Annotated in this window: 18 protein-coding genes and 1 other annotated feature; of the genes, 6 read left to right on the top strand and 12 right to left on the bottom strand. The window is 37.7% G+C overall.

From position 1 onward, the window contains the following. Positions 1 to 15: 15 nt before the first annotated feature. The 3 genes from IGL17_RS03255 to IGL17_RS03245 form a co-directional block, all read right to left on the bottom strand. Positions 16 to 531, bottom strand: coding sequence for a GrpB family protein (locus tag IGL17_RS03255; protein WP_002361365.1), 516 nt, complete (start codon positions 529 to 531; stop codon positions 16 to 18). A gap of 17 nt (positions 532 to 548) precedes the next feature. Then, positions 549 to 1,043 carry a GNAT family N-acetyltransferase gene (locus IGL17_RS03250; protein ID WP_002368164.1) on the bottom strand — a complete coding sequence of 165 codons (495 nt, stop codon included), beginning with the start codon at positions 1,041 to 1,043 and terminating at the stop codon, positions 549 to 551. A gap of 67 nt (positions 1,044 to 1,110) precedes the next feature. Continuing rightward, the gene (locus IGL17_RS03245) at positions 1,111 to 1,470 is read right to left on the bottom strand and encodes a DUF1304 domain-containing protein (protein WP_002358829.1); all 360 of its coding nucleotides are present in this window, start codon (positions 1,468 to 1,470) and stop codon (positions 1,111 to 1,113) included. Positions 1,471 to 1,537: 67 nt separating this feature from the next. Between IGL17_RS03245 and IGL17_RS03240 the strand changes: the two genes are divergently transcribed. Next, positions 1,538 to 1,918 carry an MmcQ/YjbR family DNA-binding protein gene (locus IGL17_RS03240; RefSeq protein ID WP_016618020.1) on the top strand — a complete coding sequence of 127 codons (381 nt, stop codon included), beginning with the start codon at positions 1,538 to 1,540 and terminating at the stop codon, positions 1,916 to 1,918. A gap of 47 nt (positions 1,919 to 1,965) precedes the next feature. Here IGL17_RS03240 and rplT read toward each other — a convergent pair whose 3' ends face one another. The 8 genes from rplT to opp1B form a co-directional block, all read right to left on the bottom strand. Beyond that, complete coding sequence (rplT, locus tag IGL17_RS03235; RefSeq protein ID WP_002355799.1) at positions 1,966 to 2,325, bottom strand: 50S ribosomal protein L20; 360 nt, start codon at positions 2,323 to 2,325, stop codon at positions 1,966 to 1,968. 60 nt (positions 2,326 to 2,385) lie between these two features. Further along, positions 2,386 to 2,586 (bottom strand): 50S ribosomal protein L35, encoded by a 201-nt coding sequence (rpmI, locus tag IGL17_RS03230; protein WP_002355798.1) that lies wholly within the window; start codon positions 2,584 to 2,586, stop codon positions 2,386 to 2,388. A gap of 113 nt (positions 2,587 to 2,699) precedes the next feature. After that, positions 2,700 to 3,221, bottom strand: a complete 522-nt coding sequence (infC, locus tag IGL17_RS03225) for a translation initiation factor IF-3 (protein WP_002355797.1) — start codon at positions 3,219 to 3,221, stop codon at positions 2,700 to 2,702. Positions 3,222 to 3,275: 54 nt separating this feature from the next. Next, positions 3,276 to 3,407: a sequence feature (ribosomal protein L20 leader region), on the bottom strand. A 213-nt stretch (positions 3,408 to 3,620) separates the two neighbouring features. Then, complete coding sequence (locus IGL17_RS03220) at positions 3,621 to 4,691, bottom strand: RNA-guided endonuclease TnpB family protein (protein WP_010775667.1); 1,071 nt, start codon at positions 4,689 to 4,691, stop codon at positions 3,621 to 3,623. Between the two features lie 40 nt (positions 4,692 to 4,731). Further along, positions 4,732 to 5,688: an oligopeptide ABC transporter ATP-binding protein Opp1F gene (gene opp1F / locus IGL17_RS03215; protein ID WP_002355795.1), complete on the bottom strand. Its 957-nt coding sequence runs from the start codon at positions 5,686 to 5,688 to the stop codon at positions 4,732 to 4,734. Then, a complete protein-coding gene (gene opp1D / locus IGL17_RS03210; RefSeq protein ID WP_002355794.1) occupies positions 5,688 to 6,746 on the bottom strand; it encodes an oligopeptide ABC transporter ATP-binding protein Opp1D in 1,059 nt (352 codons plus the stop codon). Before opp1D ends, opp1F begins: the two co-directional genes overlap by 1 nt. Positions 6,747 to 6,755: 9 nt before the next feature. After that, positions 6,756 to 7,808, bottom strand: a complete 1,053-nt coding sequence (opp1C, locus tag IGL17_RS03205; protein WP_002355787.1) for an oligopeptide ABC transporter permease Opp1C — start codon at positions 7,806 to 7,808, stop codon at positions 6,756 to 6,758. Beyond that, the gene (opp1B, locus tag IGL17_RS03200; RefSeq protein WP_002381304.1) at positions 7,808 to 8,749 is read right to left on the bottom strand and encodes an oligopeptide ABC transporter permease Opp1B; all 942 of its coding nucleotides are present in this window, start codon (positions 8,747 to 8,749) and stop codon (positions 7,808 to 7,810) included. The genes opp1C and opp1B overlap by 1 nt, the downstream gene beginning before the upstream one ends. Before the next feature lie 90 nt (positions 8,750 to 8,839). Between opp1B and IGL17_RS03195 the strand changes: the two genes are divergently transcribed. Next, complete coding sequence (locus IGL17_RS03195; protein ID WP_002355784.1) at positions 8,840 to 9,190, top strand: DUF3899 domain-containing protein; 351 nt, start codon at positions 8,840 to 8,842, stop codon at positions 9,188 to 9,190. Between the two features lie 78 nt (positions 9,191 to 9,268). Here the strand turns inward: IGL17_RS03195 and opp1A are convergent, their stop codons facing one another. Further along, a complete protein-coding gene (gene opp1A, locus IGL17_RS03190) occupies positions 9,269 to 10,939 on the bottom strand; it encodes an oligopeptide ABC transporter substrate-binding protein Opp1A (protein WP_010816372.1) in 1,671 nt (556 codons plus the stop codon). A 243-nt stretch (positions 10,940 to 11,182) separates the two neighbouring features. Between opp1A and IGL17_RS03185 the strand changes: the two genes are divergently transcribed. The 4 genes from IGL17_RS03185 (at position 11,183) to mvaD (ending at position 15,097) form a co-directional block, all read left to right on the top strand. Beyond that, positions 11,183 to 12,256: an FUSC family protein gene (locus IGL17_RS03185; protein ID WP_002355782.1), complete on the top strand. Its 1,074-nt coding sequence runs from the start codon at positions 11,183 to 11,185 to the stop codon at positions 12,254 to 12,256. Further along, a complete protein-coding gene (locus tag IGL17_RS03180) occupies positions 12,253 to 12,888 on the top strand; it encodes a pentapeptide repeat-containing protein (RefSeq protein WP_002376088.1) in 636 nt (211 codons plus the stop codon). Before IGL17_RS03185 ends, IGL17_RS03180 begins: the two co-directional genes overlap by 4 nt. A gap of 269 nt (positions 12,889 to 13,157) precedes the next feature. After that, positions 13,158 to 14,102 carry a mevalonate kinase gene (gene mvk, locus IGL17_RS03175; protein ID WP_002355780.1) on the top strand — a complete coding sequence of 315 codons (945 nt, stop codon included), beginning with the start codon at positions 13,158 to 13,160 and terminating at the stop codon, positions 14,100 to 14,102. Then, positions 14,102 to 15,097 carry a diphosphomevalonate decarboxylase gene (gene mvaD, locus IGL17_RS03170; RefSeq protein ID WP_002358822.1) on the top strand — a complete coding sequence of 332 codons (996 nt, stop codon included), beginning with the start codon at positions 14,102 to 14,104 and terminating at the stop codon, positions 15,095 to 15,097. The genes mvk and mvaD overlap by 1 nt, the downstream gene beginning before the upstream one ends.

Here is a 15,097-nt window from a genome sequence, read left to right as displayed (position 1 = left end):
CTTTAGCAACTTTTTTTATTTTTCCCAATATTTCTTCAACGCTTCTTTTTCTATTTTCTTAATGAACGCATCTTTGCCATCCATATATTTATCAATGCTATCGGGGTGTGCTTGGGCCAATTGCTTTTTTAATGTACCATAGGTTGTAGCAATTGCCGGATTTTCTCGTAAATAATTTCGAAAAGCAAGATGGCGCAAAATTTCTTGCGTATTGTCAAACTGATAAATATGCACATGATGTGTTCTTTTTATCGGTCCTTTTCGTAAATAACGACGTCCTGATAGCCCAAATTCCCCCATATATTCATAACCGATTCTTTCAAATTCCCCTTGTAACAGGTCTACTTTTTCAATTTCTTCAACAATGACCAAAAAATCAATAATTGGTTTGGCTGCTAAATTAGGCACAGATGTGCTACCGATATGTTCAACTTTAAGACAATTTTCCTTTAGAATCTGTTTCAACGCTTGGGCTTCTTCTTCAAACTGTTCCACCCAGGCTGGTTGGTATTCAGTAACGATTACCCGCATGATTTCTTCCCTCTTTTCTATATCCGTTTCATATGTAAAATAGGAAACGGATTTCCTTGAGGATCTTCCTTTGATTCACCAATTACTTGAAACCCTTGAGATTGATAGAACTTCACTGCCCCTTCATTTTGTTTATTAGCATCAACAAAGACAATTGATTCTTGCTCTATTAACTTTTTGATAATTTCTCCACCATAGCCTTTACGAAAATAGACTGGGTCAATAAATAACATTTCCAACGTTTGTTGATTTGTTCCACTAAAGCCCACGCATTTCTGTTCTTCATTTAACCACATACTTAATTGAACTTGTTGAAAATAATCAGGTAAAACCACTTCGATTTTATCAATATCTGCCTGACTCAAAAACAAATGGGTAGCTTCTACTGAAGAACGCCATAGAGAAATTAATTGAGGATAATCGGTTTTTTTTACTTCTTTTTGGTTCAGCATTTTTAATTCCTCCCTATCTAATAAACAAAGTATACCACATTTTGTCTCTCTCAATTCCATAAAAAATAGTCAAATCAACCGTGTTTTTTCTGTCGATTTGACTGTCTCTCTCTATTAACTCTGATGGCTAAACGAGTAAACTAATCAAAGCCACGATAGCTAAACCGCCTTGTGTTAAAATGATTTTTTTATCACTAGTTAAGCTACCGTACGCCGCCACTAAAATAATATAAATCAATAAAAATTTTGTCATCTCCATCGTTGCTTGCGCAAAATAGACACTATAAATAAGTCCTGCACCGATTAGTCCATTATAGATTCCTTGATTTTTAAACAATGTAGTCACTGATTTTCTTTGTAACTCTTGCTTATCCATTTTAAAAACACGGCTTGTTGTCTCAGATGTTGGTACAATCGTTTCTAAATACATAATGTAGAAAAATTCTACAGCCACCAAGGTTACTAAAATTGTTGAAATTAATGTCATCTGCTCCCTCCTCCCATTCCTTTGAACGAAGTAATTTTATGTAATTTTTGCTATGATGTAAATAGATATGCCTAGCCTTAACGAAAGGAAGAAACCTATGACTTTTCAAGAAACTATTAGCGCCTATATCCAAGAACGTTATCAGATAACGCCCGATTTCCCTTTTGAAAAACACCCAGACTATCTCGTCTTTCGTCATCCTAGAAATGCAAAATGGTTTGCTTTAATTATGCCACTGGATGCACAACTGCTCGGCGCTACCGAGAATAAGCAGCTCACTATTTTAACCGTTAAACTTGCGCCTGAATTGATTGCCTTATTAAAGAACCAACCTGGCTATTTTCCTGCCTATCATATGAATAAAGAGCATTGGTTAAGTCTTTCTGAAGAAATTCCGCTCTCACAAGTTTTTTCATTTGTAGATGAAAGTTACCAACGGAGTTATTAAAAAAAAACACCCTACTCAAGGAGTAGGGTGTGAAAGATTATTTAAGCTTATTTGCTTAAAGCGTCTTTTGCTTGTTCAGCTAACGCTGTAAATGCTGCTGCATCGTTAACGGCTAAGTCAGCTAACATTTTGCGGTTGATATCAATCTCTGCCAATTTCAAACCGTGCATTAATTTAGAATAGCTTAAGCCATTCATGCGAGCTGCCGCGTTGATACGTGCAATCCATAATTTACGGAAGTCACGTTTCTTTTGACGACGGTCTCTGAATGCATAGTAATAAGAGTTCATTACTTGTTCTTTTGCTGATTTAAATAAAGTATGTTTTGATCCGTAGTAGCCTTTCGCTAACTTAAGGACTTTTTTACGACGTTTACGGGTTACTGTTCCACCTTTAACACGTGCCATGTTGAATTCCTCCTAATATCTTGTTTCTCTTGACGGTAATCTAAAAGTCACCGAGTTGTTTTATTTCATTCTTGCTAATTGTTGGCGGATACGTTTGTAATCGCCTTTTGCAACCATGCTTGCTTTACGCAATTGACGGCGTTGTTTTTTAGTTTTACCGTGGAAACGGTGAGATGTAAAGGCACGGCCACGTTTTAAGCCGCCTCCACCAGTACGTTTTACACGTTTTGCTAATCCGCGGTGTGTTTTTTGTTTTGGCATGACTAATTTTCCTCCTCAAAATCTTTGCTTCAAGTGAAAGACTCTAACAGTCACAACTGTCGAATATCCTTCTTGTAGAAATTACCAAAAGTCCGAATGCTCGGTCTCTTCGTTTACTTGTCGTTTTTCGGTGCCAGCGTTAGAAACATGCTGCGTCCGTCCATTTTCGCTTTTTGTTCCACTGTGGCGATGTCCGCAGTTTCTTCAGCTAAGCGATCAAGAACTTTCTGACCAATCTCTTTATGGGTAATGGCACGGCCTTTGAAACGGATAGAAGCTTTCACTTTGTCTCCTTTTTCTAAGAACTTACGCGCATTACGAAGTTTTGTATTGAAGTCATTTACGTCAATTGTTGGACTTAAACGAACTTCTTTGACGTTGATCACTTTTTGTTTCTTGCGAGCTTCACGCTCTTTCTTTTGTTGTTCGAAACGGAATTTTCCATAATCCATAATTCGCGCAACTGGTGGTTTCGCTCCTGGCGCTACAAGTACTAAATCCAAGTTTGCAGATTCAGCGATTTGTAATGCTTCTGCTTTGGTTTTTACACCTAATTGTTCACCATCTTGTCCGATCAAACGTAACTCGCGTGCACGAATGCCGTCGTTAACCATCATATCCTTTGCTATGGTCATTCACCTCCAAAATTTTTAAGAGAAAATCCTAACGGAAGTCTGCTTTGTTTGCTAAATGCAATAAAAAAACAGGTTCCTATCCAGAACCCGCCAACAGTCTGCCTTACTTAAAAAAATAAGGAATACTTTATCTAGCCCAGCGATATACTCAACTAAGGCGAGAAGCGGGTGCTTCTGCTTTCATTTCTCAACTTCACTAGTTTACCTTAGTTTATCCTAGTTGTCAATATATTTCCTCAAAAAAAAACGAATCTAGCATTAGATTCGTTTGAACTCGTATTTTGATTATTAATAATTAGTGGACTGTCCCAATGTGACTTCCTAGAAACAAATGGTTCAACACATGGTGTGCATTTTCTATCCCCTAGGCGATCCCTGTAGTCCCTACAGTTCTTCTATTTATAAGGTTTCTCGTTTAGACAAGCCACGTTCTAAGATTTTTTGGCTTCTAAGATACTCTGAATTTTCTGTACTTTCAGAAAAAGACAACTCTGTTTCGATCTCCTCTGACTCAATACAAATGAGTTCTTTGCCATACCATTGTGCTTTATACAACAGTTTAGCTAAAAATAAAGACCAAGCCAGTTCAGAACGATCATGTTTTGGCGGCCGCTCATTACTGTGATGGGCTTTTTCAATACAAATAACATCGTAACTTGAAACCAATTCCGTTGTAATTTTGTTTAAAATATCCATTCGTTGGTTGGCTATTTTTTCGCGAATTTTTGCGACTTTTATTTTTTGTTTTTGATAATTTTTTGCTTGCGAAAGATCGACACCTTTTTCCAAAGCAATCATTTTACGCTTGTTTAATTTTCGTTCTTCTTGACGTAGTTTTTGCTTTAAATGCTTTGAACAATAGCTTTTTTCGAAGCTTTCACCATTCGAAAGCAGCGCAAATTTTTCCCTACTGCTACAAATTCCCACCATTTTTTGTTGCTTTGTTTTCGTTTCAATCGGTGCTTCACACAAAATGGAAACATAATAATTGTGACTCGCACTCATAGAAATAGTTACAGATTTTATCTCCCCCAGCGGTTGGCGGTGTACCTTCATTTTAATTAAAGATTTCAATTTAGGTACTTTCAAATAACGATTATCCAAAATTTTGACCGTGCCATGTTGATTGTTTGTAGTGTAGGAATGCACCGTTTCTTTCTTTTTCTTTTTTGGAAAGCCCATCCCTTTTTCCCGATAAAAATTTTTAAAGGCTCGATCCAAATAAACTTGTGCATTTGCCAAGGCTAAACTATCAACTTCTCTGAGGACAGGGTATTGTTTCTTATATTTAGCTGGCGTTGGCATTTTAAACGTTTGTTGAGGATTTTTTCGCATCTCTTTGTAGATATCAATCCGGTCTTGTAACATTAAATTATACACCAAGCGAACACAAGAAAATGTTTTTTGAATAAACTCTTCTTGTTTTGAGGTTGGATAAAGTCTGTATTTATAAGCTTTCAGAGCCTTCATCTCATAACCACCCTACCAAGATAGTTAGAAAAGAAGCTGGTTATAAACCAGCTTTTCTTTTCTTCTCTTCAATTTTTTCACGGTACATTGCAACTTCGTCTTCAGCACAATAAACATAGTGTCCATTGAGAATTTCACGGAGCTCACGATCTTTCCCATCTGCCGCTGCAGGCTGGTAAACGATCCGTTTACGTGTGCGTTCATAGTCTGGATCTGGTAATGGAATCGCAGAAAGCAAACTTTCTGTATAAGGATGAACGCCGAAATTATAGACATCATCACTTGTGCCCATTTCCAATAATTTCCCACTGTGCATTACGCCAATTCGGTCACTAATATGTTTTACCATCGATAAGTCATGTGCGATAAACAAGTAAGTTAAGCCTTGTTCTTTTTGTAAATCTTGTAATAAGTTTACTACTTGGGCTTGAATCGACACATCCAAAGCCGAAATCGGCTCATCACAGATAATGAAACGTGGATTAACCGCTAAAGCACGAGCAATCCCAATCCGTTGACGTTGCCCACCAGAAAACTCATGAGGATAACGCGTACTGTGACTTGGATTTAAGCCCACCGTTTTTAAAAGTTCATTGACTTTTTCTTCCCGCTCTTTTGGTGTTTTAGCTAATCCATTGACATCGATTCCTTCAGCAATAATATCATTGACTTTCATTCTTGGATTCAATGAAGCATATGGATCTTGGAAGATCATTTGAACATCGCGGCGGAATGCTTGCATGTCCGCTTTTGATTTAATTTTGCTAATGTCTTTTCCATCGAAAAGAATTTCACCAGCAGTTGGATCATATAAACGAATGACACTGCGACCAGTTGTTGATTTTCCACTTCCTGATTCGCCAACTAATCCAAAGGTTTCGCCTTCATAAATATGAAAACTAATGTCATCAATGGCTTTTACTTCGTCTTTACGACCAACATTGAAATACTGTTTCAAACCAGTGACTTCTAATAGGACTTTTTTCTCTTCTGCCATTAATTACTACCTCCTGGATTTTTTTGACGCTCTGCATAAATTGCCCAACGACGAACAATCTCTGCTGGAGGCGTAACTTTTGGTGCTTGTGGTGCTAATAACCACGTTGCTGCTTTGTGTGTCGGTGATACTTCAAAATAAGGTGGTTCTTTTTCTGTATCAATTTTTAAAGCAAACTCATTCCGTGGATAGAAGGCATCTCCAGTTGGTGGATCTAATAAATCTGGAGGTGAACCTGGAATCGCATAAAGTTTGTCTTCTGTTCCTTCCATCGTTGGCATTGACCCTAAAAGTCCCCAAGTATATGGATGTTGTGGATTATAGAAAATTTCTTCTGCTGTTCCCACTTCAACCAGACGTCCACCGTACATGACAGCGACACGGTCAGCCACGTTCGCTACTACCCCTAAATCATGGGTAATGAAAATAATCGAAGTGCTAATTTTTTCTTGTAAATCTTTTAATAACTCTAAAATTTGTGCTTGGATGGTTACATCCAACGCTGTAGTTGGTTCATCTGCAATTAGAACTTCGGGATAACAAATTAAAGCAATTGCAATGACAATCCGTTGACGTTGCCCACCAGAAAATTGGTGTGGATAGTTTTTCAAACGTTTTTCAGCATTAGGAATGCCGACTAATTTTAGTAATTCTAATGCTTGCGCTAAGCCTTCTTTTTTTGAGACTTTATTATGTTTGATTAATGATTCCGCCACTTGTTTGCCAATTGGCATCGTTGGGTCTAATGAAGTCATCGGATCTTGGAAAATCATTGCGATTTCTTTACCACGAATGGCTTGCATTTGTTTTTCTGTTTTATGAACAATATCTTGCCCTTTAAACAAAATTTCCCCGTTATCAATATTGGCATTACTGCTCAACAAACGCATAATACTGCGGGTTGTAACAGATTTACCACTCCCTGATTCACCTACGATGGCTAACGTTTCACCTTTATAAAGATCAAAACTCACACCACGAATGGCGTTGACTTTACCTGCAAATGTATCAAAGGAGATTCTTAAGTCTTTAACTTCTAATACTTTTTCCATAGTCATTCACCACTCTTACTCTTTCATCTTAGGATCAAATGCGTCACGTAAACCATCAGCTAACAAGTTGAAACAAATCATGATAACTGAAAGTGTTGCCGCTGGAATCCACATTAAATATGGAAGGAAACGGAAAGTTTTGTATCCTTCGTTTAACAAGGTTCCTAAAGATGCGGTTGGTGGACGTAAGCCTAACCCAATAAAACTTAGGAACGCTTCAAAGAAAATTGCCGATGGGATACTGAACATCATTTGGACAATAATAACACTTGAGATATTCGGTAAAATATGTTTAATAGCAATTTTCCAACGAGATTCGCCCAATGTTTCTGCTGCCATGACAAACTCTTGGTCTTTTAGTTTCATGGTCTGGGCTCGCACAATCCTGGCCATTGATATCCAGTTTGTAATAACCATGGCTAAAACAATCGAAACAATCCCTGGATCAAAGACTGTTAGCATCAAGATCATAACAACTAAGTTAGGAATACCAGAAAGAACTTCTAAAATACGTTGCATTACTGTATCGACACGACCGCCGACTAACCCGGAAATCAGTCCATACGTTACCCCAATCGTAATATCTAGAATCGCCGCGATAAACGCAATTAATAAGGAAATACGTGTTCCCATAAATAAACGACTTAGGACATCACGACCTAAACCATCTGTTCCTAGATAAAAGTTTACGTTATCTGGAACGTTTGCTTGTGCATATTTATCAACTAATTGACCAGCAACTGTTGTTTTACCATTTAAACCATTCACGCTTTCCAAGCCAGGAATTCGTGGTGGTAAGTTAATGTAAGAAACATTTTGTTTCGTTGGGTTATGTGGTGAAACCCAAATGGTAATAATAGAGATAAAGATAATAACTGCTAAGAAACTCATTGAGATAACTGCAGCTTTATTCTTTTTCAAACGACGCCATGAGTCTTGTAAGAAACTTAAAGACGGTGTGGCAATACGCTCTCTTTCTTTTAGAGTTGAAGTGTTTAGAGGCTGAAACTCATCTGCCGGAATATCTTTAATCGCTTGTGGTAGATTATTTTTATTGACTGTTTCCATTAGCCTTTTGCACCTCCTGATACGCGAATTCTTGGATCAATTAAACCATAAAGTAAGTCAACAATCAGAATTACAACAACTAACATTGTTGAATACAAAATAGTTACTGCCATAATTGTTGGATAGTCGTTTGTCATAATTGATTTTACAAACTGTTCCCCAATTCCAGGGATGGCAAAAATATTTTCTACTACTAAAGAACCTGTCATTAAACCAACGGCTAAAGGTCCTAATAAGGTAATCAATGGAATTAAACTGTTTCTTAACCCGTGGCGGAATGCAACTTGCCAGCGACTCAAGCCTTTTGCTTTAGCTAATTCGACATAATCACTATGCAAGACCTCTACCATCTCGGTTCGAATAAACCTAGCCGAATCGGCCATGGGACTCATTGCCAAGGCAATAGTTGGCAAGATTGTGTAGGCAAAACCATTCCACATAGCAATTGGTAAGATTCTTAATTTCATTGCAAAAATGTATTGTAATAATACCGCGAAAACAAAGTTTGGAATAGAACGACCTAAAATGGCTAACAATGTTGCCAACGTATCTACCCAAGTATTTTGACGCATCGCTGCGATAATCCCCAATAAAATACCGACTAACGTACCAAAGATAATCGCTTGTCCTCCCAGTTGAAGGGATGGCCCAATTCGACCAGCTAATAACTTAGCAACAGGTTGGTTTTTAAATTGGAATGAAATACCAAAGTCTCCTGTTACCAGGTTCTTTAAGTAAATTCCGTATTGAACAATCACTGGTTTATCTAAGCCAGATTGTTTATTCAACATAGCGATTGTTTCTGGACTAAGTTTTTCTTGGTTGGTATAAGGCGTACCTGGTAATAATTGCATTAAGAAAAACGTAATCGTTGCGATTAACCACAAAGTGATAATCATGAAAAAGATCCGTTTAAGAAAATATTTTCCAAAACTATTCAATAATGACACCTCCGAGATTTTTTTGACTTCCTCAGTTATTTTCGTTAAAGTAATGACTAGATAGACCACAATAATAGATAGGGTGAACACATGAAAACTTTTAAATGGCCAATTATTACAGCCGTTATTTCCAGTATCGGCATTTTTCTTTACTTATTAATAAGTAAAGAACCTATCACTACCTCCTCATTATCAGATACCTTCTTTATCGTTTCGCTTTTCTTTTTAATTATCGGCATTGCTTTATGGATTATGTCCTCTGGCTTTTTCGATAACTTTCAGCGCTCAATGAAAAACGCGTTTCGTTTTAAAAAGAAAAATGAACCGAAAGAGTTTATCCCGCTTTCAGTCATTGGCGATGCACATCGCTCTTTCTGGCTAAAAACTGGGGGCATCTTACTGATTCTGTCTTTAGGCTTTCTACTATTTTACTTGGTCTAAGACAAGATAGCAAGAGGACCGTTGCCTTTTATTCCATGGCAAAGGTCCTTTTTTGTTTGCTATCGATCTTTTGTCAGGTTATTCTGAAATGTATGCCCATTTGTAGTCATACGTTGCGCCAGCAGGATGAACTGCGACATCTTTGACTTTTTCAGCACGTAAATGCGCTTCTGATTTTTGGAATAATGGTACCACACCCATGTCTCCCATAATCGTTTTCTCTGCATTTAACATATCATCCCAACGTTTTTCAGGATTTGTCGCATCTGCACTACTTGCAGCTTTCACTAACTTGTCAAACTCTGGATTGTTATAACGTCCACGGTTATATGAGTTATCTGAAGCAAATAAGTCTAAGAAACTACTTGGATCAGCATAGTCAGCACTCCAACCACCGATTACTGCATCAAAGTCGCCTTTGTTTGAACGATCTAAACGAACGGAGAATGGAACCGGACTAACCGTTACCTTCACACCATCTAAAGCATCTTGAATTGACCCTTGAACAAATTCAACTGTTTTCTTAGAAGAATCTGCATCTGAAGAAAGAATATCCATTGTTAAGGTTGAAATCCCCAATTCTTTTTTCGCTTTTTCCCAGTATTCTTTAGCTTTTTTCGTATCATATTCAATTTGACTACCTGCTTCTTTAGCAAAGTCTTTGCCGCCACTTGGGTCTTTTGCCATATCTGCTGGTACTAAACCGTTTGGCTCGATAGAACCATCCCCTAAGATTGATTCAACTAACGCTTTACGGTCGATTGAGTAAGAAATTGCTTTACGTAAGTTCGCATTTCTAAATGGTGATTTTTCATCACGTTGATTTAGTTCCATATATTGTGTTGATGCTTCTTTTTGACTAACAAAAGCTGGGTCATTGGCCATTTGTTGGGCTAATTCACCAGAAAGAACGACATCGTCTGTTTGTCCATCTTGGAACAAGTTCAACGCGGTTGGTGATTCTTTCACAACATTCACATCTACTGAGTCCAGTTTCACTGTGTCTTTATCCCAATATTGATCGTTTTTCTTGAATGACCATTTTGTATCTGTACCAGGACCATCAAAGCCGTCTAAGACGAATGGACCATTGTAGACAGCACTTTCGCTGTTTGATGCATAATTTTTACCATATTTTTCCACAATATCTTGACGTTGCGGGAAGAATGATGGGAAAGCTAATAAGTAATCAAAGTATGGTGTTGCTTTTTCTAAAGTGATTTCTAATTCTGTATCACTGACTGCTTTAATTCCTAATTCTGATTTATCTTTTTCCCCTTTAGCAATGGCATCACCATTTTTTACAGAGGCATACAGATAAGCATATTCAGAAGCTGTCGCTGGATCAACTGTTCGTTGCCATCCGTAAACATAGTCATTAGCAGTCACTGGTTTACCGTCTGACCATTTTGCATCTTTATTTAATTTAATTTTGTATGTTAGTCCATCTTCAGAAACTTCTGCTTTTTCCGCTGCACCTGCAGGTTGGACTTTGTTATCTTTGTCTAAACGATAAATTCCTTCATATACATTATTTAATGCAATAAAACTAATTCTGTCTGTTGCTAGTGATAAATCAGCTGTTGGCATTTCTTGTTGTTCTGTGACACGTAAAACTTGTTCGCCACTTGCCTTACCGCCACCAGACGCGCTTGAGCTATCTGACGTTCCGCCGCCTCCACAAGCCGCTAAAGTTGTTACGCTAAATAATGTAATCACACCGAATGTTAATGACTTTTTCAATTTCATAGTGTTGCCTCCTAAAATAATGCAATCTGTATTTTCTGAAAAATCAGAATTTAATAATTATTTATTGCTATGGAATATATCTTACATTTTTCATATTAAAATTGCAAGTCAAAATGTTAACTTTTTTTAATTTTTCTTCTCTTCCTATCAGAAACCACTCTTTTTCTTCCTGTCTTTTATTGCAATTCTTTTGTCAGTTTTCTAAACATTATGGTAAATTAGGAAGTAAAGGAGTGACAAAATATGAAAAATTCTACGTTTTTAAAGGATTTGTTTGCTATCGATAAAGCAAATGACGAATTATTTCGGTTAGTTGGTGTCGCAATTTGTATGGCAATTCCATTATTAATTGGTTATTTTTCCAATAATTTACTCATTGGGACCTTTGGCTCGATGGGCATTTATACGTTTATTTATTATCAGCCGCTTCCTTTGCCTCAATTATTGCGCAGACTGAATATTGTTGGCTTTTTTATTGTTCTGGGCAACAGCTTAGGAATGCTAAGTCACCATGTACCTTGGTTGATTCCCATTACAATTGCCATCGTCGCTTTTCTTGCACGCTTACTTTTTAGATTGTATGGCATTGAGAAGCCTGGTGCTTTGTTAGTTATCATGTCAACCGCAATGGGAACAAGCAACAATTTTCCTTTACATAAGATTCCCATCATGGCCAGTTTTGTTCTTTTAGGAGTAGTGACCGGCATTATCATGGGCATTGTGCTTCATTTCATCGACAAGCGCCCCTACGTTTTTCAAAAACGGATGTCTCTTCAAGAACGACTTTATATCGATCCCGCTTCTTTATTAGATGCTTTGCATTATGCGGCCATTTTATTTTTAGCGGCTTATTTAAGTCAATCGCTTCATTTAGTCAACGCCTATTGGATGACGTTTACTTGCGCAGCCATTTTACAAGGGGAAAATTTACATTCTGTGATGCAGCGAAATGTGCAACGGATTCTAGGTACGAGTCTTGGTTTGTTGCTTTCTGCAATTTTATTAATGATTCCCTTTACACCTTTACAAACAATCGGTATCATTAGTATTCTATATGCAGCTTTTGAAGGATTCATTAACAGAAACTATGCGATTGCCAGCTTTTTTATTACCCCGATGTCCTTATTATTATCAAATCTTGCACGACAGCAAGTCATTAGTAATCTTTTAAACTATCGATTAGTCGGGATTGTGTTAGGTAGTTTACTTGGTTTTGCCGGCGCTTATGTTTTCACAACTGCGCTACGTTTCTATAATCGGGCCTACTCAATTGATGAAACCTTTGAAAATCAACAAGAAGAAAGAGGCGTTTTATGAAAATAACTTATCCCTTGCCACCAAATCTGCCAGAACAACTTCCTCTATTAACGAACTGTCAATTAGAAGATGAGGCAATCTTAGAAAATCATTTGTATCAGCAGATTGATTTATCGAATCAAGAAGTTCGTAACTTAGTCTTTCGGGATGCTGTTTTCGATCATCTTTCATTAGCAAATGGCCAGTTTGCTTCTTTTGATTGTAGTAATGTGCGTTTTGAAGCTTGCGATTTTTCTAACGTCGAATGGCTGTCTGGCAGTTTTCATCGAGTGACTTTCCTTCGTTGCAATTTGACAGGAACGAATTTTGCAGATAGCTATTTAAAAGATTGTCTATTTGAGGATTGCAAAGCCGATTATGCTTCTTTTCGTTTTGCAAATTTTAATCTTGTTCACTTTAATCAGACTCGTTTAGTCGAAAGTGAATTTTTCGAGGTCACTTGGAAGAAACTCCTTCTAGAAGCTTGCGATTTAACCGAAAGTAATTGGTTAAATACTTCTTTAAAAGGATTGGATTTTTCCCAAAACACCTTTGAACGCTTGACTTTCTCACCAAACTATTTATCAGGTCTTAAAGTCACCCCTGAACAAGCCATTTATTTAGCAAGTGCCCTTGGTTTGGTGATTACCTAAGAAAATTTTAAAAAAATAGCCGAATAACTGGTTCTGTCGGTTCTTTCTTATTAAATTGTTATTAATTTTTTGGAAAAACCAACGGAACCATTTTACTTGTGCCTTATTTTTAGGTAAACTATCTTAGGTTAAGCAATCTCTTTTTTTGGAACAAGAGAAACTTTTGGAATCATTTCCTATAAATCATGAAGAGATTATGACAAACGTTCTTCTAATCCAAGAACGTCTTTTGTCCTATACTCGATTCTACTCAAAAGGAATGTCAGTGAATGAATATAAAAAAACAAGGCCTCGGTCAAGCGACGGGAAAAATCATTTTAATGGGGGAACACGCCGTTGTTTACGGCGAACCAGCAATCGCCTTTCCTTTTCAAGCGACAGAAATCACAGCCGTCTTTACCCCGGCAAAAACTATGCAGATAGATTGTGCATATTTTACAGGATTGCTTGAAGACGTGCCCCAAGAGCTAGCAAATATCAAGGAAGTTGTTCAGCAAACCTTACATTTTTTAAAGGAAGATACGTTTAAAGGCACTTTGACCTTAACAAGTACGATTCCCGCTGAACGAGGAATGGGCTCAAGCGCAGCAACCGCTGTGGCCATCGTTCGAAGCCTTTTTGATTATTTTGATTACGCTTATACATATCAAGAATTGTTTGAGCTTGTTTCCTTAAGTGAGAAAATTGCTCATGGCAATCCTAGTGGTATCGATGCCGCAGCAACAAGCGGCGCTGATCCCTTATTTTTTACTAGAGGATTTCCGCCCACACATTTCTCGATGAATTTATCTAATGCCTACTTAGTAGTAGCTGATACGGGAATTAAAGGTCAAACACGTGAAGCCGTGAAAGACATTGCGCAGCTAGCTCAAAATAATCCCACAGCAATCGCTGAAACAATGAAACAATTAGGTTCTTTTACTAAAGAAGCAAAGCAAGCGATTTTACAAGATGATAAACAAAAATTAGGTCAGCTAATGACGTTAGCGCAAGAGCAACTCCAGCAATTAACCGTCAGCAACGATATGCTGGATCGACTAGTGGCTCTCTCTCTAGAACATGGCGCTCTAGGAGCAAAATTAACCGGCGGCGGTCGCGGTGGCTGTATGATTGCCTTAACAGATAATAAAAAGACCGCACAAACCATTGCACAGACTTTAGAAGAAAATGGAGCTGTTGCTACATGGATTCAATCATTAGAGGTGAAAAAGTAATGCTTTCAGGAAAAGCACGAGCGCATACAAATATTGCTCTGATTAAATATTGGGGAAAAGCCAATGAAGAATACATTTTACCAATGAATAGTAGTTTATCATTAACATTAGATGCCTTTTACACAGAAACAACTGTGACATTTGATGCCCATTATTCAGAAGATGTATTTATTTTAGATGGTACCTTGCAAAACGAAAAACAAACAAAAAAAGTCAAAGAATTTTTGAACCTTGTTCGTCAACAAGCCGATTGTACTTGGTTTGCAAAAGTGGAAAGTCAAAATTTTGTGCCTACTGCAGCTGGTTTGGCTTCTTCAGCGAGTGGTCTAGCTGCTTTAGCTGGGGCCTGTAACGTAGCCTTAGGATTAAATCTTTCAGCAAAAGACTTATCCCGTTTAGCGCGACGTGGTTCAGGTTCTGCTTGTCGCAGCATTTTTGGTGGTTTTGCTCAATGGAACAAAGGCCACTCTGATGAAACTTCGTTTGCTGAAAATATTCCAGCCAATAATTGGGAAAACGAATTGGCCATGCTCTTTATCTTAATTAACGATGGCGAAAAAGATGTTTCCAGCCGTGATGGAATGAAACGAACAGTAGAAACTTCTAGCTTTTATCAAGGTTGGTTGGACAATGTGGAAAAAGATTTATCCCAAGTTCATGAAGCAATTAAAACAAAAGACTTCCCTCGTTTAGGAGAAATCATTGAAGCCAATGGGTTAAGGATGCATGGAACAACCTTAGGCGCTGTCCCTCCATTTACTTACTGGTCCCCAGGCAGCTTACAAGCGATGGCTTTAGTTCGCCAAGCACGGGCCAAAGGAATTCCTTGCTACTTTACAATGGATGCAGGTCCGAATGTCAAGGTCTTAGTCGAAAAGAAAAACTTAGAAGCATTAAAAACATTTTTAAGTGAACATTTTTCAAAAGAGCAGTTAGTCCCAGCTTTTGCTGGTCCCGGAATTGAATTGTTTGAAACGAAAGGAATGGATAAATAA

It is taken from the genome of Enterococcus sp. AZ088 (assembly GCF_051714845.1).
In the GTDB taxonomy this organism is placed as follows: Bacteria; Bacillota; Bacilli; order Lactobacillales; family Enterococcaceae; genus Enterococcus; species Enterococcus faecalis.
The sequence above is the reverse complement of the archived record's forward strand: the minus strand, read 5'-3'. Positions and strand labels throughout refer to the sequence as shown.

Excerpts from the sequence above, each read along its gene's own strand:
- opp1C (WP_002355787.1), bottom strand. The coding sequence starts at position 7,808 with ATGGAAACAGTCAATAAAAATAATCTACCACAAGCGATTAAAGATATT.
- mvk (WP_002355780.1), top strand. The coding sequence starts at position 13,158 with ATGAATATAAAAAAACAAGGCCTCGGTCAAGCGACGGGAAAAATCATT.
- IGL17_RS03245 (WP_002358829.1), bottom strand. The coding sequence starts at position 1,470 with ATGACATTAATTTCAACAATTTTAGTAACCTTGGTGGCTGTAGAATTT.
- IGL17_RS03255 (WP_002361365.1), bottom strand. The coding sequence starts at position 531 with ATGCGGGTAATCGTTACTGAATACCAACCAGCCTGGGTGGAACAGTTT.
- IGL17_RS03250 (WP_002368164.1), bottom strand. The coding sequence starts at position 1,043 with ATGGAATTGAGAGAGACAAAATGTGGTATACTTTGTTTATTAGATAGG.
- opp1F (WP_002355795.1), bottom strand. The coding sequence starts at position 5,688 with ATGGCAGAAGAGAAAAAAGTCCTATTAGAAGTCACTGGTTTGAAACAG.
- infC (WP_002355797.1), bottom strand. The coding sequence starts at position 3,221 with ATGACCATAGCAAAGGATATGATGGTTAACGACGGCATTCGTGCACGC.
- IGL17_RS03220 (WP_010775667.1), bottom strand. The coding sequence starts at position 4,691 with ATGAAGGCTCTGAAAGCTTATAAATACAGACTTTATCCAACCTCAAAA.
- rpmI (WP_002355798.1), bottom strand. The coding sequence starts at position 2,586 with ATGCCAAAACAAAAAACACACCGCGGATTAGCAAAACGTGTAAAACGT.
- IGL17_RS03240 (WP_016618020.1), top strand. The coding sequence starts at position 1,538 with ATGCCTAGCCTTAACGAAAGGAAGAAACCTATGACTTTTCAAGAAACT.
- mvaD (WP_002358822.1), top strand. The coding sequence starts at position 14,102 with ATGCTTTCAGGAAAAGCACGAGCGCATACAAATATTGCTCTGATTAAA.
- rplT (WP_002355799.1), bottom strand. The coding sequence starts at position 2,325 with ATGGCACGTGTTAAAGGTGGAACAGTAACCCGTAAACGTCGTAAAAAA.
- IGL17_RS03180 (WP_002376088.1), top strand. The coding sequence starts at position 12,253 with ATGAAAATAACTTATCCCTTGCCACCAAATCTGCCAGAACAACTTCCT.
- opp1A (WP_010816372.1), bottom strand. The coding sequence starts at position 10,939 with ATGAAATTGAAAAAGTCATTAACATTCGGTGTGATTACATTATTTAGC.
- opp1D (WP_002355794.1), bottom strand. The coding sequence starts at position 6,746 with ATGACTATGGAAAAAGTATTAGAAGTTAAAGACTTAAGAATCTCCTTT.
- IGL17_RS03185 (WP_002355782.1), top strand. The coding sequence starts at position 11,183 with ATGAAAAATTCTACGTTTTTAAAGGATTTGTTTGCTATCGATAAAGCA.
- IGL17_RS03195 (WP_002355784.1), top strand. The coding sequence starts at position 8,840 with ATGAAAACTTTTAAATGGCCAATTATTACAGCCGTTATTTCCAGTATC.